Source organism: Streptomyces sp. NPDC021115 (assembly GCF_044333065.1).
Lineage (GTDB): Bacteria > Actinomycetota > Actinomycetes > Streptomycetales > Streptomycetaceae > Streptomyces.
The window spans coordinates 181,863-203,627 of record NZ_JBIRQF010000011.1; the positions used below are offsets into that span (position 1 = coordinate 181,863).

General features: G+C 70.4%; 18 protein-coding genes. 10 read left to right on the forward strand and 8 right to left on the reverse strand.

All coding sequences use genetic code 11. The annotated features are described in order from the left end of the window. Positions 1-61: 61 nt before the first annotated feature. The 7 genes from ACH4TL_RS29580 to ACH4TL_RS29610 all read left to right on the forward strand — a co-directional run bounded on the left by ACH4TL_RS29580 (position 62) and on the right by ACH4TL_RS29610 (position 9,142). Positions 62-1,078: a hypothetical protein gene (locus tag ACH4TL_RS29580; RefSeq protein WP_398321811.1), complete on the forward strand. Its 1,017-nt coding sequence runs from the start codon at positions 62-64 to the stop codon at positions 1,076-1,078. Between the two features lie 32 nt (positions 1,079-1,110). Beyond that, positions 1,111-2,220, forward strand: coding sequence for a multiple monosaccharide ABC transporter substrate-binding protein (gene chvE / locus ACH4TL_RS29585; protein ID WP_398321814.1), 1,110 nt, complete (start codon positions 1,111-1,113; stop codon positions 2,218-2,220). Between the two features lie 16 nt (positions 2,221-2,236). Next, positions 2,237-3,805, forward strand: a complete 1,569-nt coding sequence (mmsA, locus tag ACH4TL_RS29590; protein ID WP_398321817.1) for a multiple monosaccharide ABC transporter ATP-binding protein — start codon at positions 2,237-2,239, stop codon at positions 3,803-3,805. Continuing rightward, on the forward strand, positions 3,802-5,034 hold the full coding sequence (gene mmsB / locus ACH4TL_RS29595) for a multiple monosaccharide ABC transporter permease (RefSeq protein ID WP_398321820.1): 1,233 nt from the start codon (positions 3,802-3,804) through the stop codon (positions 5,032-5,034). Before mmsA ends, mmsB begins: the two co-directional genes overlap by 4 nt. Positions 5,035-5,085: 51 nt before the next feature. Next, positions 5,086-6,249 (forward strand): aldose epimerase family protein, encoded by a 1,164-nt coding sequence (locus tag ACH4TL_RS29600; protein WP_398322158.1) that lies wholly within the window; start codon positions 5,086-5,088, stop codon positions 6,247-6,249. An 80-nt stretch (positions 6,250-6,329) separates the two neighbouring features. Beyond that, a complete protein-coding gene (locus ACH4TL_RS29605; RefSeq protein ID WP_398321823.1) occupies positions 6,330-7,577 on the forward strand; it encodes a pyroglutamyl peptidase in 1,248 nt (415 codons plus the stop codon). A gap of 131 nt (positions 7,578-7,708) precedes the next feature. Next, complete coding sequence (locus ACH4TL_RS29610; RefSeq protein ID WP_398321826.1) at positions 7,709-9,142, forward strand: FG-GAP-like repeat-containing protein; 1,434 nt, start codon at positions 7,709-7,711, stop codon at positions 9,140-9,142. A 65-nt stretch (positions 9,143-9,207) separates the two neighbouring features. Here the strand turns inward: ACH4TL_RS29610 and ACH4TL_RS29615 are convergent, their stop codons facing one another. Both ACH4TL_RS29615 and ACH4TL_RS29620 read right to left on the reverse strand, forming a co-directional pair. Next, positions 9,208-10,017: an EI24 domain-containing protein gene (locus tag ACH4TL_RS29615; protein ID WP_398321829.1), complete on the reverse strand. Its 810-nt coding sequence runs from the start codon at positions 10,015-10,017 to the stop codon at positions 9,208-9,210. Between the two features lie 18 nt (positions 10,018-10,035). Next, positions 10,036-11,442, reverse strand: coding sequence for a jacalin-like lectin (locus tag ACH4TL_RS29620; RefSeq protein WP_398321832.1), 1,407 nt, complete (start codon positions 11,440-11,442; stop codon positions 10,036-10,038). 309 nt (positions 11,443-11,751) lie between these two features. On the opposite strand from ACH4TL_RS29620, the gene ACH4TL_RS29625 reads away from it, so the two are divergent. Next, positions 11,752-12,531, forward strand: coding sequence for an intradiol ring-cleavage dioxygenase (locus ACH4TL_RS29625; RefSeq protein ID WP_398321835.1), 780 nt, complete (start codon positions 11,752-11,754; stop codon positions 12,529-12,531). Positions 12,532-12,597: 66 nt separating this feature from the next. Here ACH4TL_RS29625 and ACH4TL_RS29630 read toward each other — a convergent pair whose 3' ends face one another. The 4 genes from ACH4TL_RS29630 to ACH4TL_RS29645 all read right to left on the reverse strand — a co-directional run bounded on the left by ACH4TL_RS29630 (position 12,598) and on the right by ACH4TL_RS29645 (position 18,063). Further along, positions 12,598-13,206, reverse strand: coding sequence for a Uma2 family endonuclease (locus ACH4TL_RS29630; protein WP_398322160.1), 609 nt, complete (start codon positions 13,204-13,206; stop codon positions 12,598-12,600). Between the two features lie 72 nt (positions 13,207-13,278). Further along, positions 13,279-15,420, reverse strand: coding sequence for an FUSC family protein (locus ACH4TL_RS29635; protein ID WP_398321838.1), 2,142 nt, complete (start codon positions 15,418-15,420; stop codon positions 13,279-13,281). Between the two features lie 29 nt (positions 15,421-15,449). Next, positions 15,450-16,958 carry an alpha-N-arabinofuranosidase gene (locus tag ACH4TL_RS29640; protein WP_398321841.1) on the reverse strand — a complete coding sequence of 503 codons (1,509 nt, stop codon included), beginning with the start codon at positions 16,956-16,958 and terminating at the stop codon, positions 15,450-15,452. Between the two features lie 133 nt (positions 16,959-17,091). Further along, positions 17,092-18,063 (reverse strand): arabinan endo-1,5-alpha-L-arabinosidase, encoded by a 972-nt coding sequence (locus ACH4TL_RS29645; RefSeq protein ID WP_398321845.1) that lies wholly within the window; start codon positions 18,061-18,063, stop codon positions 17,092-17,094. 129 nt (positions 18,064-18,192) lie between these two features. Here ACH4TL_RS29645 and ACH4TL_RS29650 point away from each other — a divergent pair, with 129 nt between their 5' ends. After that, a complete protein-coding gene (locus tag ACH4TL_RS29650) occupies positions 18,193-19,638 on the forward strand; it encodes a glycoside hydrolase (protein WP_398321848.1) in 1,446 nt (481 codons plus the stop codon). Positions 19,639-19,688: 50 nt separating this feature from the next. On the opposite strand, the gene ACH4TL_RS29655 is transcribed toward ACH4TL_RS29650, so the two are convergent. Beyond that, on the reverse strand, positions 19,689-20,708 hold the full coding sequence (locus ACH4TL_RS29655; RefSeq protein ID WP_398321851.1) for an NADP-dependent oxidoreductase: 1,020 nt from the start codon (positions 20,706-20,708) through the stop codon (positions 19,689-19,691). Between the two features lie 90 nt (positions 20,709-20,798). On the opposite strand from ACH4TL_RS29655, the gene ACH4TL_RS29660 reads away from it, so the two are divergent. Beyond that, entirely contained in the window at positions 20,799-21,227 is a 429-nt protein-coding gene (locus tag ACH4TL_RS29660; RefSeq protein WP_398321854.1) for a MarR family winged helix-turn-helix transcriptional regulator, read from the forward strand. A 70-nt stretch (positions 21,228-21,297) separates the two neighbouring features. On the opposite strand, the gene ACH4TL_RS29665 is transcribed toward ACH4TL_RS29660, so the two are convergent. After that, positions 21,298-21,744, reverse strand: coding sequence for a GNAT family N-acetyltransferase (locus tag ACH4TL_RS29665; protein ID WP_398322163.1), 447 nt, complete (start codon positions 21,742-21,744; stop codon positions 21,298-21,300). Between the last annotated feature and the right edge of the window lie 21 nt (positions 21,745-21,765).

Consider the following 21,765-nt stretch of genomic DNA (forward strand, 5'->3'; position numbering starts at 1 on the left):
CCCCAACGGTCCTCGACATTCGAGGGCTTCACCTAGTCCTTACGGCGATACAAGGAGCACCGTGACGACCGCCGCCTCTGCCCTTCCCTCCGGCCCCCGCCGTCCCGCCGACGCCGCCCTCGCCCCGCTCGGCCACGCGGCGCCCGCGCCCGACCCCGCCGACGCCTCCGCGCACTCCTTCCCCGACGGCGGCACCTGGCGCACCGAGATCCCCTCCGTCGAGGGTCCGGAGGCGCTGGCCACCGTGTTCAAGGAGGCCGGGCGGCTCGACGTACCGATCCACCGGATCAGCCAGGGCAGCGGCGTGTGGATGCTCACCGACGCCGAGATCACCGAGATGGTGGAGTCCTGCGCGGAGCGCAACGCCGAGCTGTGCCTGTTCACCGGGCCGCGCGGCACCTGGGACATCGGCGGCGCCACCCGCTCCGACTCCGGCGGCGGCGGCCTGCGGGCCCGCGGCCACGACGCGGTCGCCGGATGCGTGGAGGACGCCCTGCGGGCCGCCTCGCTCGGCGTGAAGTGCCTGCTGGTCGCCGACGAGGGCGTGCTGTGGCTGCTGCACCAGCTCCGCGAGCGAGGGGACCTGCCCGCGGACACCACCTTCAAGCTGTCCGCGCTGGTCGGCCCGGTCAACCCGGCCTCGTTCGCGGTGTACGAGCGGCTGGGCGCCGACTCGATCAACATCCCCTCGGACCTGACGCTGGAACACCTCACCGAGATCCGCCGGGTCTCCCGCGCCCCGATGGACTTCTACATCGAGGCCCCGGACGACCTCGGTGGCTACGTACGGCTCTATGACGCGGCCGAGCTGATCCGCCGCGGCGCCCCCATCTATCTGAAGTTCGGGCTCAGCAAGTCTCCGGGGATCTACCCCTACGGCGCGCAACTGCGGGACGTGGCGCTGAACAGCGCGCGCGAGCGGGTGCGCCGCGGCCGGCTCGTACTCGATCTGCTCGCCCGGCTGGGCGCGGACGGCGGGCTGTCGCCGCTGGGCTCCCGGCTGCCGGGGCCGCTGCGGCGCTTCCCCGTCACGGACGCGTCCGATGCCGCCACCGGCGCGGCCCCCCAGAACTCCTGAGCAATGACGCCCCAGGGAAGGACCCCATCACCATGCGTACGGTAAGAGGCGCACGAGCCGCGGCGATAGGCGCCGGCCTCCTCGCGCTCTCGCTGACCGCCACGGCCTGTGGCCAGGAGGCGGTCGGCGGCAGTCGGTACAAGAGCAAGGAAAAGGGAGGGACGATCGGCATCGCGATGCCGACCAAGTCCTCCGAGCGGTGGATCACCGACGGCCGCAACGTGGCCAAGCAGTTCCAGGCGGCGGGCTACAAGACGGACTTGCAGTTCGGCGAGGACGACGTCCGCACCCAGGTGGCCCAGCTCGAAAACATGATCACCAAGGGTCACCGGCTGCTGGTGATCGCGCCGATCAACGGCGGGGCGCTCAACGACGTCCTGAAGCAGGCCCATGACGCCAACATCCCGGTGATCTCCTACGACCGGCTGCTCCTGGGCACGAAGAACGTCGACTACTACGCGACCTTCGACAACGAGAAGGTCGGCAGGCTCCAGGGCCAGTACATCGTCGACAAGCTGGGGCTGGCCAAGGGCCGCAAGGGCCCGTTCTCCATCGAGCTGTTCGCCGGCTCCTCGGACGACAACAACACCCGGTACTTCTACAACGGCGCGATGAGCGTGCTCAAGCCGTACATGGACAAGGGCGAGCTGGTCGTCCGCTCCAAGCAGACCAAGCTGAACCAGCTCTACACCGAGAAGTGGAGCGGAAGCGCCGCCCAGGACCGCATGGAGGACCTGCTCAACAAGTCGTACAGCACCGACGACGTCGACGCCGTCCTCTCGCCGTACGACGGCATGTCCATCGGCATCCTGTCGGCGCTCAAGAGCGCCGGCTACGGCACGAAGGCCAAGCCGTTCCCGGTGGTGACCGGGCAGGACGCGGAGCTGGCCTCCGTGAAGTCCATCATCCGGGGCCAGCAGACGCAGACCATCTACAAGGACCTGCGCAAGCTGGCGAAGGCGACCGTGCGGATAGCCAAGGCGGAGCTGACCGGCGGCAAGGCCCCGATCAACGACACCAAGTCGTACGACAACGGCAAGAAGGTCGTGCCGACCTATCTGCTCAACCCGGTCAGCATCGACAAGTCCAACACCCAGGTGCTGGTGGACCAGGGTTACTACACCGCGTCGCAGCTGAAGTAGGGCGGGGTACCGGACTATGAGCACCATTCTCGAACTGCGCTCCATCACCAAGACCTTCCCCGGTGTCAAAGCCCTCTCCGACGTCAACCTCCGCGTGCGTCAGGGCGAGATCCACGCCCTGTGCGGGGAGAACGGCGCGGGCAAGTCCACCCTGATGAAGGTGGTCAGCGGGGTACACCCGCACGGCTCCTACGACGGCGAGATCCTCTTCGACGGCGAGAGCTGCTCCTTCAAGGACATCCGCGCGAGCGAGCAGCGCGGCATCGTCATCATCCACCAGGAACTCGCGCTGATCCCGTACCTGTCCATCGCCGAGAACATCTTCCTCGGCAATGAACACGCCACCCGCGGTCTGATCAGCTGGAACGAAACCCTCAAGCACGCCAACGCGCTGCTGAAGCGGGTCGGTCTGACGGATTCGCCGCAGACCCGGGTCGCCGACATCGGCGTGGGCAAGCAGCAGCTCGTGGAGATCGCCAAGGCGCTCTCCAAGGAGGTGAAGCTGCTCATCCTGGACGAGCCGACCGCGGCGCTCAACGACGAGGACAGCGGCAAACTCCTCGATCTGCTGCTGGAGTTCAAGGCGCAGGGCATCTCCTCGATCATCATCTCGCACAAGCTGAACGAGATCCGCAAGGTGGCCGACTCCGTCACCATCCTGCGCGACGGCCAGTCCATCGAGACCCTGACGGTGCGGGAGACCCCCGAGTCCACGCCGGAGGTCTCCGAGGACCGCATCATCCGCGGCATGGTCGGCCGCGACCTCGACCACCGCTTCCCCGAGCGCACCCCGTACGAGGGGGAGGACGCCGCCGAGGTGGCCATGGCCATCGAGGACTGGACCGTGCACCACCCCATCGACCAGCAGCGCAAGGTCGTGGACGGGGTGTCGCTGAACGTCCGGCGCGGCGAGATCGTGGGCATCGCCGGGCTGATGGGCGCGGGCCGCACCGAGCTGGCGATGAGCGTGTTCGGCCGGACGTACGGCCGCTACGCGGGCGGCCGGGTCCTCCGCGACGGCCAGGAGGTCCGTACCCGTACCGTGCCGGAGGCCATCGACCACGGCATCGCGTACGTCACCGAGGACCGCAAGACCTTCGGCCTCAACCTCGAGGACACCATCAGCCGCAACGTCTCGCTCTCCTCGCTCAGCAAGGTGGCGCGCCGCGGTCTGGTCAACGAGCACGAGGAGTCCCGGGTCGCCGAGCGGTTCCGCAAGACGATGAACATCAAGGCACCCACGGTCTTCGAGCGGGTCGGCCGGCTCAGCGGCGGCAACCAGCAGAAGGTCGTGCTCAGTAAGTGGATCTTCGCAGGTCCCGAGGTGCTCATCCTCGACGAGCCGACCCGCGGCATCGACGTCGGGGCCAAGTACGAGATCTACACGGTCATCAATGACCTGGCGGCGCAGGGCAAGGCCGTCGTCTTCATCTCCTCCGAGCTGGGCGAGCTGCTGGGGATGTGCGACCGGATCTACACGATGGCGGCCGGACGGCTGACCGGGGAGGTTCCCCGGGCCGAGGCGACCCAGGAAGTACTGATGCGCCACATGACCAGGGACAGGGACAGAGGAGACGAAGGATGAGCACGGCCACCCAGAAGACCGAGAGCCCGGCCCCACCGCCGGCCGAGGGCTCCAAGAGCCTCGGGACGCTGCTGCTCGAGGGCATGCGGACCAACATGCGGCAGTACGGGATGCTGGTCGCGCTCGCCCTGATCATCGTCATCTTCCAGATCTGGTCGGACGACATCCTGCTGCGGCCGGGCAACGTCACCAGCCTGGTGCAGCAGAACGGCTACATCCTCATCCTCGCGATCGGCATGATGATCGTGATCATCGCGGGTCACATCGACCTGTCGGTCGGATCACTCGTCGCCTTCGTCGGCGCGGCCGCCGGCGCGATGATGATCAAACACGATATGCCGTGGGGCCTCGCGGTCGTCCTCTGCCTGCTCCTCGGCGCCGCCGCCGGTGCGTGGCAGGGCTTCTGGATCGCGTACATCGGCATCCCGTCCTTCATCGTCACCCTGGCCGGAATGCTGGCCTTCCGCGGTGGCACCCAGATCCTGCTGGACGGGCAGTCCCTGTCGCCGTTCCCCGACGGCTTCGAGAAGCTGAGCACCGGGTTCATCCCGGAGATGGGCCCGTACACGCAGTACCACAACCCCACCATGGTGATCGGCCTCATCGTCTGCGCCGCCGCCGTCTGGCAGGAGTGGCGCGGCCGGCAGCAGCGCGCGGCCTATGAGCTGGACGTGGTGCCGCTCGGGCTGTTCTTCGTCAAGTGCGCCGCGATCGTGGCCGCCGTGATGGCCTTCACCATGACGCTGTCCAGCTGGCACGGGGCGCCGTACGGGCTGCTGATCCTGGCCGGCCTCTTCGTGATCTTCAGCTTCGTGATGCGCAACACCGTCATCGGGCGCCATGTGTACGCCCTGGGCGGCAACCAGCCGGCGGCCAAGCTGTCGGGCGTCCGGGACAAGCGCGTCACCTTCATGGTGTTCGTCAACATGGGCATCCTGTCCGCCCTCGCCGGTCTGGTCTTCGCCGCCCGGCTGGGCTCCGCCACCCCGAGCGCGGGCCTCAACTTCGAACTCGAGGCCATCGCCGCGGCGTTCATCGGCGGCGCCTCGGCCAGCGGCGGTGTCGGCACCGTACTCGGCGCGATCATCGGTGGTCTGGTGCTCGGCGTGCTGAACAACGGCATGTCGCTGGTGGGCATCGGCACCGACTACCAGCAGGTCATCAAGGGACTGGTGCTGCTGGCGGCGGTCGGCTTCGATGTCTGGAACAAGCGCCGGGTCGGTTCGTAAGTCGTCATCCAACTACTTCTTGTGGAGCCGCACATGACTGACCGATCCCCCCTGAACACGAGCAGACGCACGGTGCTCACCGCCGCCGCGGCCACCGCCGCGGTGGCGGCCACCGGCACCGGCACCGCCTTCGCGAAGGACGCATCGAACGGTGAGGGGCACGCGGTGAAGGAACACTTCGGCACCCTGGCGGACGGCACGAAGGTCGAGCGCTGGACCATCGAGAACGGCCGTACCCGGCTGCGGGTGCTGAGCTACGGCGGCGTCGTCCAGAGCCTGGAGATCCCCGACCGGCACGGCCGCCGCGCCAACGTCTCGCTGGGCTTCGACGACCTGGACGCGTACGTGGCGAGCAGCCCGTACTTCGGCGCCCTCATCGGCCGCTACGGCAACCGCATCGCCCGCGGTACGTTCACCCTCGACGGCACGAAGTACCAGCTGCCCGTCAACGACGGCCCGAACAGCCTGCACGGCGGCGACAAGGGCTTCGACAAGCGCGTCTGGTCCGTCGAGCCCTTCCGCGAGGGCTCGGACGTCGGCCTCACCCTCCGCCGGGTCAGCCCGGACGCCGAGATGGGCTACCCGGGCGCCCTCACCGTGCGCGTCGACTACACCCTGACCGCCGCGGGCGACTTCCGCATCGACTACGAGGCCACCACCGACAAGGCCACCGTCGTCAACCTCACCAACCACACCTACTACAACCTGGCCGGTGAGGGCTCGGGGTCCGTCTACGACCACCGGCTCCAGATCGCCGCGTCCCGCTACACCCCGGTCGACAAGACCCTCATCCCCACCGGCGAACTGGCCAAGGTCGCCGGGACCCCGTTCGACTTCCGCCGCGCCAAGGAGATCGGCCGGGACATCCGGGAGGCCCACCAGCAGGTGCTGTACGGCCAGGGCATCGACCACAACTTCGTGCTCGACAAGGGCATCACCCGCCGCCCCGAGCACATCGTGACGGTCACCGAGCCGGAGTCGGGGCGCGTGATGAAGATCGCGACGACCGAGCCGGGCGTGCAGTTCTACACGGGTAACTTCCTCACCGGCACCTTCGCCGGTACGTCCGGCCAGGTCTACCGGCAGGGCGACGGTTTCTGCCTGGAGACCCAGCACTTCCCGGACTCCCCCAACCAGCCCGGCTTCCCCACCACCGTGCTCCGCCCGGGCGACACCTACCGCTCCACGACGGTGCACTCCTTCTCCACCCGCTGAACCCCGGCTCGTCGCCCCTCCCGCCCCGCGTCCGCGCGGGGCGGGAGGGTTCGTCGTTTCCCCCTTTCGAGAGGTCCCGTATGCGCCCGATACGCACGCTCCTCACCCTCACCGCCCTCCCCCTGGCCGTCGCCACCCCGGCAACCGCCCAGGAACGCACCCCCACCGTCGAGGAACAGCGCCTCGAGCAGGCCGCGCCCCAGGAGATCCTGCGCCGCAGCGGCTTCGACGACGTGGCGCCGGACTTCGTCCGCGATCTGGCCCACGTACGCTCCGCCCCGCAGGCCGAGCGCGTCGTACGCCGGGACGGCCAGCGGCTGTGGCGCCGGGCGGTGGACCGGGTGCAGGGCCGGGGACCCGCGGGTGGCGACCTCAGCCGGGACGACGACCGCCCCCTGTACTGGGCGCGGCTCGGGATGACCCGTGCCCTCGGCGAGTGGCGGCCGGACTTCCCGCTGCCCGAGCCCCGCCGCGCCGCGCTCCTGGCCGCTCTGGAGCACAGCTCCCGCGGGCAGGACTCCCTCGACCTCCCCACCGGCAAGCACATCAAGCGCATCGTCGTGACCGGCTTCGACCCGTTCCAGCTGGACGCCGACGTACGCCGCTCCAATCCCTCCGGCGCGGCCGCCCTCGCGCTGGACGGCATGACGCTCCGTACGGCTGACGGCCCGGCACGCGTCGAAACCGCCGTCTTCCCCGTCCGCTGGGCCGACTTCGCCGACGGCACGGTCGAGCGCGCCCTGCTCCCCGCCTTCCGCTCCGGGCCACGGCAGGTCGACGCGTTCATGACGGTGAGCCAGGGCCGGGTGGGCCGCTTCGACGTCGAGCGCACCAACGGCGCGTGGCGCGGTGGCGTTCTGGACAACGCCAACGTCTCCCGCACCGAGACGGTCCCCGTCCCGCCCGGTGTTCCGACCCCGCACCCGCAGCCCCAGTGGACCACCACGACCCTCCCCTACCAGCGGATCGTCGCGGCGGACACCGGCCCCGTCCCCGTGTACGACAACACCACCGTCACCGAGATCCCCGCGGGCGCCACCGCCCCGGTGGTCCGCCCCGACGGCCCGACGCCCGGCTCGACGGCCCGCGCGGGCGGTGGCGGCGACTACCTCTCCAACGAGATCGCCTACCGCGCCACGCTCCTGCGCGACGCGCTCGGGCTCAAGGTCCCCGGCGGCCATCTCCACACCCCCGTCCTCCAGTTCGGCCCGGACAACACCGATCCCTCGACGGGCCGGATCACCGACCCGGACTTCGTCCGCAACCGCCAGGCCATCACCGCCCAGGTCCGCTCGGTCCTCACCGTGGTCGCGACGGAGGACCGCTGACGCCCGCAAGACGAGAGATGTCCTCAGTTTTCCGTGAGTACCGCAACCATTCACCTCCCGGTTCCCTCTCCCTGCACGACCCTTCGGCGTAACTCGATGGAGGATTTGTGCGTAAAAGGACCAGAGGCGTGGTGGGCGTAGCAGTAGGCGCCGCCGTGACCGCCACCATGGCCGCCGCGGCCAATGCCGTGGCACCCGACGGGCCTGACCTGAACCAGCCCTCCGCCACGGCCGCTTCGGCGGCGAAGACCCCGGGCGACATCGACCACGACGGCTACGCCGACCTCGGCGTGGGCGCACCCGACGGCACCGTCTCCGGGAAGTCCAAGGCGGGCTATGTGGGCGTGACCTACGGAGCCCGGGCCGGTGTCGACACATCTCGGCACAGCACGCTGTCGCAGGCCAGCCCGGGGGTTCCCGGCACCCCCGAGGCCGGGGACCACTTCGGCTCGGCCGTCGTACGCGGCGATGTGGACGGCGACGGCTACACGGACCTGATCGTCGCCGCGAACTACGAGGCCATCGGCACCACCAAGCGGGCCGGTTCCGTCACGGTCGTCTTCGGCGCCAAGGGCGGCCTCTCCGGCGACGCCATCGCCTTCCACGCGCCGAGGGCCACCGCCAACGGGCTGTTCGGCGACCAGATGGCCGTGGGCGACTACAACCACGACGGCCGCGACGACATCGCCATCTCCGACGGCACCAAGGTCCAGCTCGTGGCCGGCGCGGCGAACCTGCGCAAGACGGCCACCCCGAAGATGACGGCCGTCACCCCGCCCGGCGGCGGGGCGGGCGTCGAGCACCTGTCCTCCGGCGACATCAACGGCGACGGCTACGCCGACCTGGTCACCGTCGCCTACCAGGACGACCCCGCCGACGAGGGCACGCTCGGCGTGCTCCCCGGCTCGTCAGGTGGCCTGAAGAGCACACCGCTGGGCGAGGACGTCCCGCTGCCGTTCGCCTCGTACCGGGCCGTGGTGGGCGACATCAACGGGGACGGCAAGGACGACGTCCTCACGGACACCGGCTTCACCGACGGCCCGGACGACGCGCGCCTGCGCACGTACCCGGGCACCGCCGCGGGGCTCGACACCGCCAACCCGGTGGTCTGGAAGGGCAAGCCGCAGAACGGCATCGCCTCCCGGCTCACCGACATCAACGGCGACGGCCACGACGACCTCGTGATCGGCGACACCGGCGCCGAGACCCCCGACGGCTACAACGACGCCGGCGCCATCACCGTGCTCAAGGGCGCCAAGGACTGGCTGACCGACGCGGGCGCGCAGACCTTCTCCCTCGACACCGAGGGCGTCCCCGGCGAGATGACGGGCAACGACAAGTTCGGGGACTCCGTCTCACCGGCCGACTACAACGGCGACGGCAAGCCCGACCTGGCCATCGGAGTCCCCAACCGCACCGAGGGCGCGGGCGCGACAGCCCTCCTGTACGCGGGCCCCGACGGCCTCACCGCCAAGGGCTCCGCCCTCATCGGCCCGGGCGACCTCGGCGCCCCGGCCACCGACGCCGCCTTCGGCAAGGAACTGTCCGCCCCCGCGACGAAGTAACACCACGCCGCGACCGGACACCGGCGGCCCGGCCCACCAGGGCCGGGCCGCCCACGCCGACGTCGCTACGAGCCGTTGAAGACGCCCGGGGCGTGGCCGGGAGCACCGTCGGATGACTCGCCCTGCGGGGCGGGCTCCGTCTCGCCCGTCAGGTCGCGGACCAGGAGCGTCGCGCCCGCTACCGCGCCCGGCATGAGGAAGACCGCGATCAGGGGGAGCAGGAAGAGGACGGCGAGGGGGAGGCCGAAGCCTATGGTGAGGAGGCGGCGGCCGCGGAGCATGCGGCGGCGCTCCTTGAGGAGGATGCCGCGGCGCAGGAGGGCGACCGAGGTCAGCTCCTCGGCGAGGAAGAAGCCGGTCACGCAGAGGGCGAGGGCGGGGATCACGGTCTGGCCGACGACCGGGATGAAGCCGAGCGCGAAGAAGAGGACGCTCCACAGGGTGACGCGGATGAGCAGGGCGATGGCCTCGCGGATGCCGATCCACACCTCCTGTGCGGTGGACAGGCCGGAGTCGGGGGCCTCGCCGCCTTCGGAGCGGTCGACCTCCTTGGAGAGGGATTCGTAGAAGGGCTGGCCGACCAGGAGCGTGACCGCGGTGAATGTGATCACCGCGAGGAAGAGGCAGGCGGCGGCGAAGAGGATCGCGAGGGTGCCGCGGAAGGCGGCGAGCCAGGGTGAGGACCAGTCGTCGGCGAAGGGGGTGGCCCAGGCGATGACGTCGTCGGTCCAGTAGAAGAGGACGACGAGCGCCGCCGCGTAGCCGACGAGGGTGATGAGGGCCGGGAGCATCCCGATCCCCCACCACCTGCCGTGCTGGGCCACCCAGCGTTGGCCCTTCACCAGATAGCCGATGCCCACTCCAAGATCACGCATGGGCGAAAGCCTACTTGGCTAACGTGGCGCGTAAATGACCCCCAGCTTGTCGATCTCGTCGCCCGCGCGGCCGGTGAAGCCCACGATCTGCCAGCCGGTGGGGGCGGTGTAGGTGGCGGTGTCGGCGGTGGGGGTTCCGGCGGAGACGGTGCGGCCGCTGTCGGTGGTGAAGGCCGCGGAGAAGAGGCGGGTGCGGTTGTCCTTCTGGCCCCGGGTGAGGGTGACGGAGGTGAGGTGTTCGGCGGGGCCGAGGGTGAGGGTGGCGGGGGTGCCGCCGCTGCCGCCGTGGGAGAGGGTCGTGCCGCCGCTCAGGGTCAGGGACACCGCGTCGAGGCGGGAGCCGCCGCGCAGGGTGAGGGTGCGGGGCGCGGGGGTGGCGGGCAGGTCGTCGGCGTCGTTGAACGCGGTGCCGTGCGGCCCGCCGAACTGGTCCCCGGCGCGGAGCGAATCGGCGGCCTTCCAGGAGAAGTCCACGGTGTGCGGGTAGTGGTCGGACAGCGGTTTGCCCTCGGCGTCGAGGAAGGCGGTGTTCTCGTTGTTGTAGCGGGTGGCGGAGAGGGAGAGGAGCGGTCCTGAACGGTAGAGGACCTTGTCGACGACCTCGCAGGTGTTGGTGACGTTTTCCGGGTCGCACACGAGCGCGTCGGACCCGGCGGGCGGGGCCGAGCCGCCGCGGACGAGGTTCACCCAGGCGTCGGTGAGGCCGTTGCGGGTGGCGAGGTCGCGGATGTTGTCGGCGGCGCGGGTGTAGCGGGTGTTGGTGTCGCCCATGACGAGCACGGCGTTTCCGGCCGAGTTGGCGGCGATGTAGTCGGAGAGCTGGGTGACGTTGGCGCGGCGGGCGGCGAGGTCGGCGTCGGTGGTCCCGGCGTTGGTGTGCACGTTGTAGAGGTCGAGGTACGCGCCTTCGGCGAGCCGCACCCGGGCCAGGGTGAAGCCCTTGGGGGTGAGGCAGTCGGTGCCGTTGCACTTGGCCCACTTGACCCGCTCGAAGTCGTCGTAGGGCAGGTCGGAGAGGGTGTTGAGGCCGTCGCCGAAGGCCGCGCCACCGCTGGTGGGGGTGCGGTACGGGTGGTCGTCCCCGGCGTAGAGCGCGGCGTGGTAGTTGAAGTCCTCCTGGACGTTGACGATGTCGTACGGGCCGAGGCGGGGCGAGATCAGCGGGGTGTTCTTCGCGGGGTGGCCGGAGGACAGGCCCTCGGGGAGTCCGGCCACGTTGTAGGTGAGGACGTCGAACGAGCCGGAGGGGGCGGCGGCCCCGTCCGCCACGCGGCCGGTGGCGTCCGCGTCCTGCGCCGAGACGAGGGACAGGCCCCCGAGCACGAGGGTCGCCACCACGCCCGCGACGACGGCCGTCAGACGGCGCCGGTGCTGGCCGGTGCCGGTGCCGATGTCCGTCGTGAAATGTTCACCTGCGGAGTTCATGAAGGAGCCCTCTCGGTCGGAGGATCCCCACCCGCAGTCCGCCCGGGGGCAATCGCTTGTGGGGCGCGCTGGCCACGGGGTCGGTGGAGATCGTCAAAAGTGCGGCTCTGACGGTGGCGGAATGCGCTGCCCGGGCGCGGTGTGGTCAGGACCGCCCCAGCAGACGACAGCCATCACAGAAGAAGCTAGTAAGCGCTTGTCGAGGATGTCAACACCGCTGCCCCATAAGGGAGTTGGCGATAAGAAGAGTTGACGCGCGGAGACTTTGCCGAATTGACAGGCGCCCCACAGCTACCCTCCCTACTTTCCATGCCCATGACAGATTCATCCCCCGCCCCCCTCGGGCGGCGCAGAGTGCTCATCGCCGGAAGCGCCGCCGCGGCGGCCATCGGAATCGGCGCCGGAACCGCCGCCACGCGCCATGAGGCGGCCGCCGCCGGCGCCGCCGACATGGCCCCGGCCGCCAACGCCGTCTGCACGCTCACCAAGCAGCTCACCGAAGGCCCGTACTACCTCGACCGCGCCCTCGTACGGGCCGATGTCACCGAGGACAAGCAGGGCGTACCGCTGGAGCTCGTCCTCCCCGTCGTCGACAAGGACACCTGCGCACCGCTCAACAAGGCGCTCGTGGAGATCTGGTACTGCGACGCGCTCGGCGAGTACTCCGGCTTCGTCGGCAACAACGGACACCAGGAGCCGGACAACGGGAAGTTCCTGCGCGGCGGTGTGCTCACCGGCACCGACGGCGTGGCCAAGCTGAAGGGCATCTACCCCGGCTGGTACCGCGGCCGCTGCATCCACATCCACGTCAAGGTGCACACGGGCGTCACCCTCACCTCCGACGGCTCGTTCACCGGCGGCAACGAGATCCACACCGGCCAGCTCTTCTTCAGCGAGACGATCACCCAGGCGGTCGCCAAGCTGACCCCGTACTCCACCAACACCGTCCCCCGCACCCCGCTGTCGTCCGACGGCATCTACGGCAACGGCGGCGCCGCCGCCGGGCTGATGGCCGTGACGGCGCTGGGCAGCACCCCGTCCGCCGGATACCGCGGCACCCTCACCCTGGGCATCGACGCGGACGCCTGACCAGCACCTGGCACCCCTGAGCCCCTGGAAGCGCGCCCTGCCTCGGACGGGGCAGGGCGCGCTTCCTCACTGCTCGTCCTCGTCCGCGTCTTCCGGGATCGCGAAGGCCGAGGTGTCGATGTCACAGTCGAACGGGGCGGGGATGTGCACCTTCTCGCCGAACGGCAGGGTGAGGTGGGAGACATAGCCGTTCTGAGACGGGGTCCAGAAAACCGTCGTCGTCTCCTCCTGCATGTCGAGCAGCAGGTAGACGGGGACTCCGTTCTGGGCATACATCTTGAGCTTGTCGCCCCAGTCGTTGTCGCGCGTCGACGCCGAGGTCAGTTCGGCGACGAGGGAAAGGGCATCCCCTGGAACGTAGCGACCTCGTGCGTGAAAGGCCGCTTCGTCCACCACATAGACATCCGGTGCGTAGCTGCGCTCGGACGCGGGGAACGTGAAGAGATAGGGAGCGTAGTCCGCAAGGTGGCCCTGCGGGGCATGTGGCTCCAGTTCCCGACGAAGCAACCGCATGATCGGCAGGTGATACCGCTCAGACCACGGCCACACGACGATCTTCCCCCCGATAATCTCCGCCCGGTAGCCATCGGGCACGCGCAATTCAGGCAGCAGCCTGCACAGTTCCTCGAAGCTCCCCCCGCTCGATGCCCTTATGGTCTTCGGCCGATCGGTCATGATGGTCACCGCGCGCCTCCTGCTGAGGACTCATGTCCATCACTCAACGTAGCCACCCGAACCGACAATCCCCTACGCATTCACCCATTCGGGTGACACTCTGGTTCCCGGAACCCTAACGCCGCCGGTCCCCTCGTCCGGGGCGAGGCAGGCGGTGAACGTGTCGACGGCCAGGGCCGTGCGCAGGCAGAGGGTCAGGGCGCGGGCCCGGGCGTGGGCGATGCCGTCCGGGGAGCGGTGGTCGGCGAGGTCGGTGAGGCCGCCGCGGCGGGCCGACTCGTCGAAGGACGTCCGCAGGGTGGCGGGCGGGATCGGGGCGCCGCTGTCGAGGGCGTCGGCGAGGGCGGTCAGCCGGGCGTCGAAGAGGGCCGCGATCTCGGCGGCCTCCGGCACCGCGTCGGTGTCCCGGCGCGGCTGTGCGGCGTACAGCTGGGACGCACACCGGTTGAGGTCCGCGATGGACCGCTGGACGGCCTCGACCCCGGTGGCGTTCCAGTGGGCGCGGTGGCCGCGCGGTTCGTGGCGGAGCGCGGCGACCGCGGCCTCCAGCCGCTCGCGGGTGTGGCGGTTGCGGGCGCGCAGGGCGTCGATGTCCTCGTGCCGCACCACCCCGGGTTCGGTGAGCCCGCCGACCAGTACGTTCAGCAACTGCCGCTGTGCGTCCGTCCACTCCGCGACCAGCGAGGACAGCCGGTCGTGGTGGTACGTGGGCAGGACGACGAAGACCAGCAGCCCGATCATCGCGCCGAGGAGGGTGTCCGCGGGACGGCCCCAGGCGACGAGGTCGGGGGCCTTGCCCAGGCGGGCGATGAGGACGACGAGCCAGGCGGTGATGAAGAAGTTCAGCACCAACTGGCCGACGCGCAGGGTGAGGAAGACGCACGCGGTGAGCAGCACCGCGGCGACGACCAGCCGGTCCGGTGTCCACCAGGCGGGCCGCAGGGCGGCCCAGGCGGCGAGGCCTCCGAGGATCGAGCCGATGGGACGGGCCCAGCCGCGGGCGAAGGTGTGTCCGTAGTCGGGGAACAGCACCAGCAGGGTGGTGAGCGCCGCCCAGAAGCCGTGTCCTGGCAGGCCGTGGCCCCAGAAGTCGCCGAGTGCGCGGCCCGCCGCCTCCCCCGCCGTGGTGCCGACGGCGACGCGGAGGGCGTGCGGGAACAGCGGATCGCCGGGGCGTGCCGCGGCCCCCAGCCGCCGGAGCCCGGCGCGGGCGGGGTGTTCGGCGGGGAACAGGGCCAGGACCGAGCCGTCCGGGTTCTCCCGGTCGGCCCAGAGGCCGACGAGCCGCCCGGCCTCGTCCAGCGACGGCAGCAGCTCCTCCGCCATCGGGCCGCGCCAGTTCTCCAGGGCCCGTGCGCTGTCCGGTGCGAGGGGCTGGCGGCGGGAGGTGCGCAGGGCGCGCGCCACGGAGTCCAGCCCCTCGGCGATCGCCTCGCGGGGCGCCTTCGGGGCGCCGGATACGAGCAGCAGGGCGCGCCGGACGCGTTCGGCCTCGACGAGCAGTCCGTAGAGCGGCGCCGCGCCGGGGCGGGCGAAGCGCGGCAGCAGGTCGAGCGCCCGGCGGGCGGCGGTGAAGGGCGCCGGGGCGGGATAACCGGCCTGCTCGGTGCGTGCGTACGCGGCCAGCGCGGCGTACAGCGCGGCGAGCGCCTTGCGCTGCGCGGGGTGGCGCCGCCCGTACGGGGGCAGCAGCTGCGCGGCGACGGTCAGGGCGGCGCCCGCGGCCATCCAGCGCACCATGATCAGCCCCGCCTCGACCGTGGCGGCGAGATCGGCGGTGATCATGCAGCCGATGACGACGAGACAGGCGCGGATGCCGGGCGCCACACCCAGCGCCCGCCACAGTCCGGCCAGATACGCGAGGACCGCGAGGACGATCAGGAAGTACCAGCCGGCCTGGTGCAGCCAGACGCCGGCGAGGGCGGCGAGGGTGAAGGCCGCGCCGAGTGCGAACGCGTTCACGACCCGGTGCCGGACCGGCGCCAGCAGGGTGCCGATGCCGCAGATGAACGTGCCGACCGACAGCATGGCCCAGGCCAGCGGATCGCCGGTCAGCCCGCCGAGCACCGCCGCGGCGACGACCGCCAGGACCGCCCGTGCGATCGCACCGGGCTCCGAGACGACGCGTTCCATGGTCAGCGCCGCCCGGAAGCTGCGGCCGACCGCCGATGTCCACCCCTGTATCTCGTCCTGTATCTCGCGCACCGCACTCATATAGGTGCACTATACAAGTTATTCGGTGCTCACCCCAAACGGATCACGTTCCACGACATCGGCTCCAGCGTGGCGGTCAGCACGCCGTCCGCGAGCGCCGTGCCCTCCCCCGCGTGCGGGGTGACGCGCTCCGGCTCGGCGAGGGTGTTACGAGCCTCTGGATCGGCGTCGGCGAGCACGCTGTGCTCGACCACGCGGCCGGGCGCCATCCCGTGCAGCGCCACCTCCAGCGGGAGCGACCGGTGCTGGTCGCGGTTGACGGCGAAGACGGTGACGGCGCCCGTCTCCTCGTTCCGTACGGCCGTGGCGTGCAGCAGCGGAACCTCGCCGTACGTCGCCGTCTCGTGCGCGGGGCTGTCGACCGCGACCTGGAGCACCCGGCCACGGCCGTACGCCGACGCCTGGGCGAAGGGGAAGAACGTGGTCTGGCGCCAGGCCGGGCCGCCCGGCTCGGTCATGATCGGGGCGATGACGTTGACGAGCTGGGCGAGACAGGCGACCGTCACGCGGTCGGCGTGGCGCAGCAGCGCGATGAGGAGCGAGCCGAAGACGACGGCGTCGGTGACGGTGTAGTTGTCCTCCAGCAGCCGTGGCGCCTCCTCCCAGTTGAGCGGCTCGGCGTTCGCGAAGTGGCTCTGGTACCAGACGTTCCACTCGTCGAAGGAGAGATTGATCTTCTTCTTCGACTTCAGCCGGGCGCCCACGTGGTCGCAGGTCGCGATCACGTTCTCGATGAAGGACTCCATGTCGACGGCGGAGGCGAGGAAGGAGTCGCGGTCGCCGTCGCGCTCCTCGTAGTAGGCGTGCAGGGAGATGTAGTCGACCAGGTCGTAGGAGTGCTGGAGGACCGTGGCCTCCCAGGCGGCGAAGGTCTCCATGCCCTGGTTGGAGCTGCCGCAGGCGACGAGTTCGACGTCCGGGTCGATCTGCCGCATGGCGCGGGCGGTCTCGGCGGCCAGCCGCCCGTACTCCTCCGCGGTCTTGTGGCCGGTCTGCCAGGGGCCGTCCATCTCGTTGCCCAGGCACCACAGCCGGATGGCGTACGGGTCCTTGTCGCCGTGGCCGATGCGGCGGTCGGACAGCGCGGTGCCGGACGGGTGGTTGGCGTATTCCTGGAGCTCAAGGGCCTCGGCGACGCCGCGCGTGCCGAGGTTGAGCGCCATCATGGGCTCGCCGCCGACCTTGCGGACGAAGTCAATGTACTCGGAGATCCCGAAGCGGTTGGTCTCGGTCGAGCGCCATGCGAGGTCCAGGCGGCGGGGGCGCTCGCCGACGGGGCCCGTGCCGTCCTCCCACTTGTAGCCGGAGACGAAGTTGCCGCCCGGGTAGCGGAGGGCGGTGACCCCGAGTTCACGGATCAGACCGAGGACGTCGGTGCGCAGCCCGGCCTCGTCGGCGGCGGGGTGGCCGGGCTCGTAGATCCCGGTGTAGACGCAGCGGCCGAGGTGTTCGACGAACGAGCCGAAGAGACGGTCGTCGACATCACCGACGACGAAGGCGGGGTCGAGGGTGAACCGGGCGGGGGCGGTCGACGGCATGGCGCGCCTCTCTGCTGCTCTGTTCGATATGCCATGTGTTCGATATGCCGGATGGGGATCGCATATACGAACGAGACGGTAAGAGCTGGCCGCCCCTGCGTCAACGCCCCCGCCACGGGCCGTACCGCACGGGTCAGTACGCGGTCGGCCAGCCGCCACTCCAGCTCAGCAGGTTGACGCCGAGCTTGGCGGTGCCGTTGTCCTGGCCGTCGTAGTAGTGGTAGACGAGCAGGTCACCGTCGCTGTCGCTCATGATCGACTGCCCGCCGGGGCCGATGTAGCGGCCGTGGGACTCCAGGACCGGGGAGCCCCCGTTGTTCATCAGGTTCACCCCGTTCTTGTCGTAGTACGGCCCGGTGGGGCTGGTGGCACGGCCGACCTTGATCTTGTACGTGGAGCTGGCGCCCGCGCAGCAGGTGTCGTACGACGCGAACAGGTAGTAGTAGCCGTTGCGCTTGACGACTGACGGGCCCTCGACCGCCTTGGTGCCGGTGGGCCGGGAGGCGATGCCGTACACGGTCTTGTCGCCCGCGTAACTCTTGCCGGTGGAGGGGTCGAGGCGGATCATCTTCAGCCCCGACCACCACGAACCGAAGGCCAGCCACCACTTCCCGTCGTCGTCCACGAAGAGGTTGGGGTCGATGGCGTTGTAGTTGCTGCTGCCGGTGGTGGAGTGGACGATGCCGTAGTCGGTCCAGGTCCCGGCCCGGCCGCTGGGCGAGGTGGCGAAGCCGATGGCGGAGTTGCTGGAGCCGAAGGACGAGACGGCGTAGTACATCAGGTACTTGCCGCCGTGGTACGAGATGTCAGGCGCCCAGGGATCGTTGCCCGAGGAGTACGTCTTCCACCAGGACGGCGGGGAGTTGAAGGCGTTCCCGGAGCGGCTGAAGGCGATCCGGTCGGTGGAGGTGCGGGCCTCCAGACCGCCGTGGGTGGAGTACAGCAGATACGTGCCGTCGGTGGCGCGGAGCATCGTCGGATCGTGGACGGCGATGTCGCCCGTCACCCGGCCCGGATTCGGGTAGGCGGAGGCGCTGGTGGGGAGCAGGGCGAGCAGGAGCGCGGCGGGCAGGGCCAGCCATCTGGTGCGGTGACGCGTGGTCATGCGGCGTTTCTCCTCTCGGTGTCGCGGTCTGGGTGCTCTCTCTTGACCGGGGTGGGGGTCGCCTCTAGCGTGCGGCCGACGTTACGGAAACGTTCCGGAAGTTTTCGGAGCCTGGGAAGGGAAGTTTTCGTGATCAAGACGGTCCGTACCGCTCTCGTCGGCGCACTCGCCGCCGCCCTGATCCCTCTGGCCACGCCGTCCGCCGCCGCTGAGCAACCTTCCACCCCCACGGCGGATTTCGGAAGACCTCTCCAGCCGATCGACGGCTTCGGATTCTCGGAAGCCTTCCAGCGCGCCGATCTGATGCGGGGCGCGGGCGGGCTCACCCCCGAACACCGGCGGGATGTGCTGGACCTGCTGCTGAACCGGCGCACCGGCGCGGGGCTCAGCATCCTGCGGCTCGGCATCGGCTCGTCCTCGGACGAGGTCTACGACCACATGAAGTCCATCCAGCCCACCGACCCGGGCGGCCCGGACGCCCCGCCGCGCTATCAGTGGGACGGCGAGGACGGCGGCCAGGTGTGGCTGGCCAAGGAGGCGAAACGGTACGGCGTGCAGCGCTTCTACGCCGACGCCTGGAGCGCGCCCGGCTACATGAAGACCAACGGGACGGATGCGAACGGCGGCACCCTGAAGCCGGAATGGCGGCGCGCCTACGCCGACTACCTCGTGCGGTACGCGAAGTTCTACCGCCAGGAGGGCGTCCGGATCACCGACCTCGGCTTCACCAACGAGCCGGATCTCGCCACGTCGTACGCCTCCATGCGGTTCACCCCCGAGGAGGCCGCCGAGACCGTCAAGGCGCTCGGTCCGGCGGTCCGGCGCGCCGGACTGAACCTGGTGTGCTGCGACGCGGCCGGATGGGACCAGCAGGCCGCGTACAGCGCGGCGATCGAGGCGGACCCGGCGGCGTCCCGGTACGTGGGCACCCACACCGGCCATCCGTATGTCACGCCCTCCGACCAGCCGCTGCCGACGACACGTCGCACCTGGATGTCGGAGTGGAGCCCCAACGGCACGACGTGGAACGAGGCGTGGGACGACGCGGACAAGGCAGCAGCGCGCAGCGCTTCGGTTGAGGGTGGTGGTGGGAGACGGGAGGGCGGCTACGACGGGCTCGCCGTCGCCGAGGCGATCCACACCACCCTCGCGGACGCCCGGGCGAGCGCGTACGTGTACTGGTTCGGTGCCTCGGTGGGGGCGACGCGGGGGCTGATCCAGCTCGACGGCGCGGACTACCGCGTCTCGAAGCGGCTGTGGGCGCTCGCCGCGTACAGCCGCTTCATACGGCCCGGGGCGGTGCGGGTCGAGGCGTCGGCCGGGTCGGCCGCGGCGGACGGCGTGAAGGTGACGGCCTTCCGGAACCGGGACGGGGGCCGGGTGCTGGAGATCCTGAACACGGGCCGCCAGGCGGTCCGTACGGACTTCGCGGTGAGCGGCGGCCGGGGACGCGGCTCGGTGTACCGCACGGACGAGACCCACTCCCTCGCCCGGGTCGGCGGGGCGGATGTGCGGGGCGGCGCGCTGGATGTGGAGCTGCCGCCGCGCGCCCTGACGACGGTGGTCCTCCCGTAGGACACACCGGTGCCCCGGCCGCGGCGGCCGGGGCACCGAAGATTCCGTGCTCAGTCCTCGAAGGCGACGATCATCTTGCCGATGTTCTCGCCGCGCAGCATGCCGAGGAACGCGTCCGCGGCGTTGTCCACGCCCTTGACGACGGTCTCGCGGTAGCGCAGCTTGCCCTCGCGGACCCAGGCGCCGACCTCCTCGAAGAACTGCGGCTGGAGGTGGTTGTGGTCGTTGACCAGCATGCCCTGCATGCGCAGCCGCTTGCCGATGAGGAGCGCGAGGTTGCGCGGGGCGGCGGGCGGCTCGGTCTCGTTGTAGAGCGAGATCATTCCGCAGACGGCGATGCGGCCGTGCACCTTGAGGCTGCTGAGGGCGGCCTCCAGGTGCTCGCCACCGACGTTGTCGAAGTAGACGTCGATGCCGTCGGGGGCGGCCTCCTTCAGCTGCTCGGCGACGGGTCCGTTCTTGTAGTTGAACGCCGCGTCGAAGCCGTACTCCTCGGTCAGCAGCCGCACCTTCTCGTCCGAGCCCGCGCTGCCGACGACCCGCGAGGCGCCCTTGAGCTTGGCGATCTGGCCGACCTCACTGCCGACCGCGCCCGCCGCGCCGGAGACGAACACCGCGTCGCCCTCCTTGAACGACGCGACCTCCAGCAGCCCCGAGTAGGCGGTGAGCCCGGTCATCCCGAGCACCCCGAGGTACGAGGTCAGCGGGGCGACCTCCGGGTCCACCTTCACCGCGCGCTTGCCGTCCACCACCGCGTACTCGCGCCAGCCGGCGAAGTGCAGGACGTGGTCGCCGACCGCGAGGCCGTCCGCGTTCGAGGCGATCACGATGCCGACCGCGCCGCCCTCCATCGGCTGGTCCAGCTGGAACGGCGGCACGTACGACTTCACGTCGTTCATCCGCCCGCGCATGTACGGGTCCACCGACATGTACAGGTTGCGGACCAGCACCTGCCCCTCGCCCGGCTCGGCCACCGGGACCTCGCGCAGCGCGAAGTCCTCCGGCTTCGGCCAGCCCTGGGGGCGGGCGACGAGGTGCCATTCACGGCCGGTGGCGGGGATCGCGGACATCGGGGTGCCTCCTCATCATTACTTCACTACCTGAAACAATCATGGGCCTCGATATTTCATGTTGTCAAGTAAACGGGTAGCCTGAGGGGCATGACGTCGCCCATGGACCCCCTGACCCTCGAGGTCGTCGAGCTGATCGGCACCATCGTGGTCCGCTATCACGAGGAGTACGAGGAAGCCGCCGCCAAGCACGCCCTCACCGGCGCCCAGGCCCGCGTCCTGGGCCTGCTCTCCCGGGGGCCGACACCGATGCGGCGGATAGCGCAGCAGCTCAAGTGCGAGCCGTCGAACGTCACCGGCATCGTGGACCGCCTGGAGTCCCGCGGCCTCGCCGAGCGCCGCCTCGACCCCGCCGACCGCCGCGTGAAGCTCGCCGCCGCGACGGAGGAGGGCCGCGAGACCGCCGAACGCCTGCGCGGCTCCCTGGACTTCGCCCGCGAGCCGCTGGCCGGTCTGTCGGCGGACGAGCGGACGGTGCTGCGGGACCTGCTGCAACGGATGCTGGGCGTGACGCCGTAGCCCCTTCGGACGCCCAAGGGCGGCACGTTCCCCCACCGAGTGGACCCGAGGGCCGTCCTCACCGCTTCGGTCAGGTGATTCGCGGGCTCCGCCGCTCGATGAGGACCACGTCGCGCCACACGCCATAGTGGCGGCCGATGCGTTCGCGGGTGCCGATGACGCGGAAGCCGGCGCGCCGGTGCAGGGCGAGGCTGGCGGTGTTCTCGGGGAAGATGCCGGACTGGATCGTCCAGATGCCCGCCGCTTCGGTCGAGCTGATCAGTGCGGCCAGGAGCGCGCGGCCCACTCCCCGGTTGCGGGCGGCGGGATGGACGTAGACGGAGTGCTCGACAACACCCGCGTACGCGCAGCGATCGGACACCTTCGTGGCGGCGGCCCAGCCGAGCGCGCGCCCCTCGTGGTCCACGGCCACATGTCTGTGGTCCGCGAGTTTGGCGGTGTCGAAGTCCTCCCAGCGGGGTGCGGTGGTCTCGAAGGTGGCGTTCCCCTCGTCGATGCCGAGTTGGTAGATCGCCATGACCTCATGGGCATGCTCGGC

Bases quoted from the DNA above. Each gene is read 5' to 3' on its own strand.
- ACH4TL_RS29625 (WP_398321835.1), top strand. From the start codon at position 11,752: ATGCCCATGACAGATTCATCCCCCGCCCCCCTCGGGCGGCGCAGAGTG.
- mmsA (WP_398321817.1), top strand. From the start codon at position 2,237: ATGAGCACCATTCTCGAACTGCGCTCCATCACCAAGACCTTCCCCGGT.
- ACH4TL_RS29655 (WP_398321851.1), bottom strand. From the start codon at position 20,708: ATGTCCGCGATCCCCGCCACCGGCCGTGAATGGCACCTCGTCGCCCGC.
- ACH4TL_RS29615 (WP_398321829.1), bottom strand. From the start codon at position 10,017: ATGCGTGATCTTGGAGTGGGCATCGGCTATCTGGTGAAGGGCCAACGC.
- ACH4TL_RS29645 (WP_398321845.1), bottom strand. From the start codon at position 18,063: ATGACCACGCGTCACCGCACCAGATGGCTGGCCCTGCCCGCCGCGCTC.
- ACH4TL_RS29640 (WP_398321841.1), bottom strand. From the start codon at position 16,958: ATGCCGTCGACCGCCCCCGCCCGGTTCACCCTCGACCCCGCCTTCGTC.
- ACH4TL_RS29630 (WP_398322160.1), bottom strand. From the start codon at position 13,206: ATGACCGATCGGCCGAAGACCATAAGGGCATCGAGCGGGGGGAGCTTC.
- mmsB (WP_398321820.1), top strand. From the start codon at position 3,802: ATGAGCACGGCCACCCAGAAGACCGAGAGCCCGGCCCCACCGCCGGCC.
- ACH4TL_RS29620 (WP_398321832.1), bottom strand. From the start codon at position 11,442: ATGAACTCCGCAGGTGAACATTTCACGACGGACATCGGCACCGGCACC.
- ACH4TL_RS29605 (WP_398321823.1), top strand. From the start codon at position 6,330: ATGCGCCCGATACGCACGCTCCTCACCCTCACCGCCCTCCCCCTGGCC.
- ACH4TL_RS29635 (WP_398321838.1), bottom strand. From the start codon at position 15,420: ATGAGTGCGGTGCGCGAGATACAGGACGAGATACAGGGGTGGACATCG.
- ACH4TL_RS29660 (WP_398321854.1), top strand. From the start codon at position 20,799: ATGACGTCGCCCATGGACCCCCTGACCCTCGAGGTCGTCGAGCTGATC.
- ACH4TL_RS29665 (WP_398322163.1), bottom strand. From the start codon at position 21,744: ATGGCGATCTACCAACTCGGCATCGACGAGGGGAACGCCACCTTCGAG.
- chvE (WP_398321814.1), top strand. From the start codon at position 1,111: ATGCGTACGGTAAGAGGCGCACGAGCCGCGGCGATAGGCGCCGGCCTC.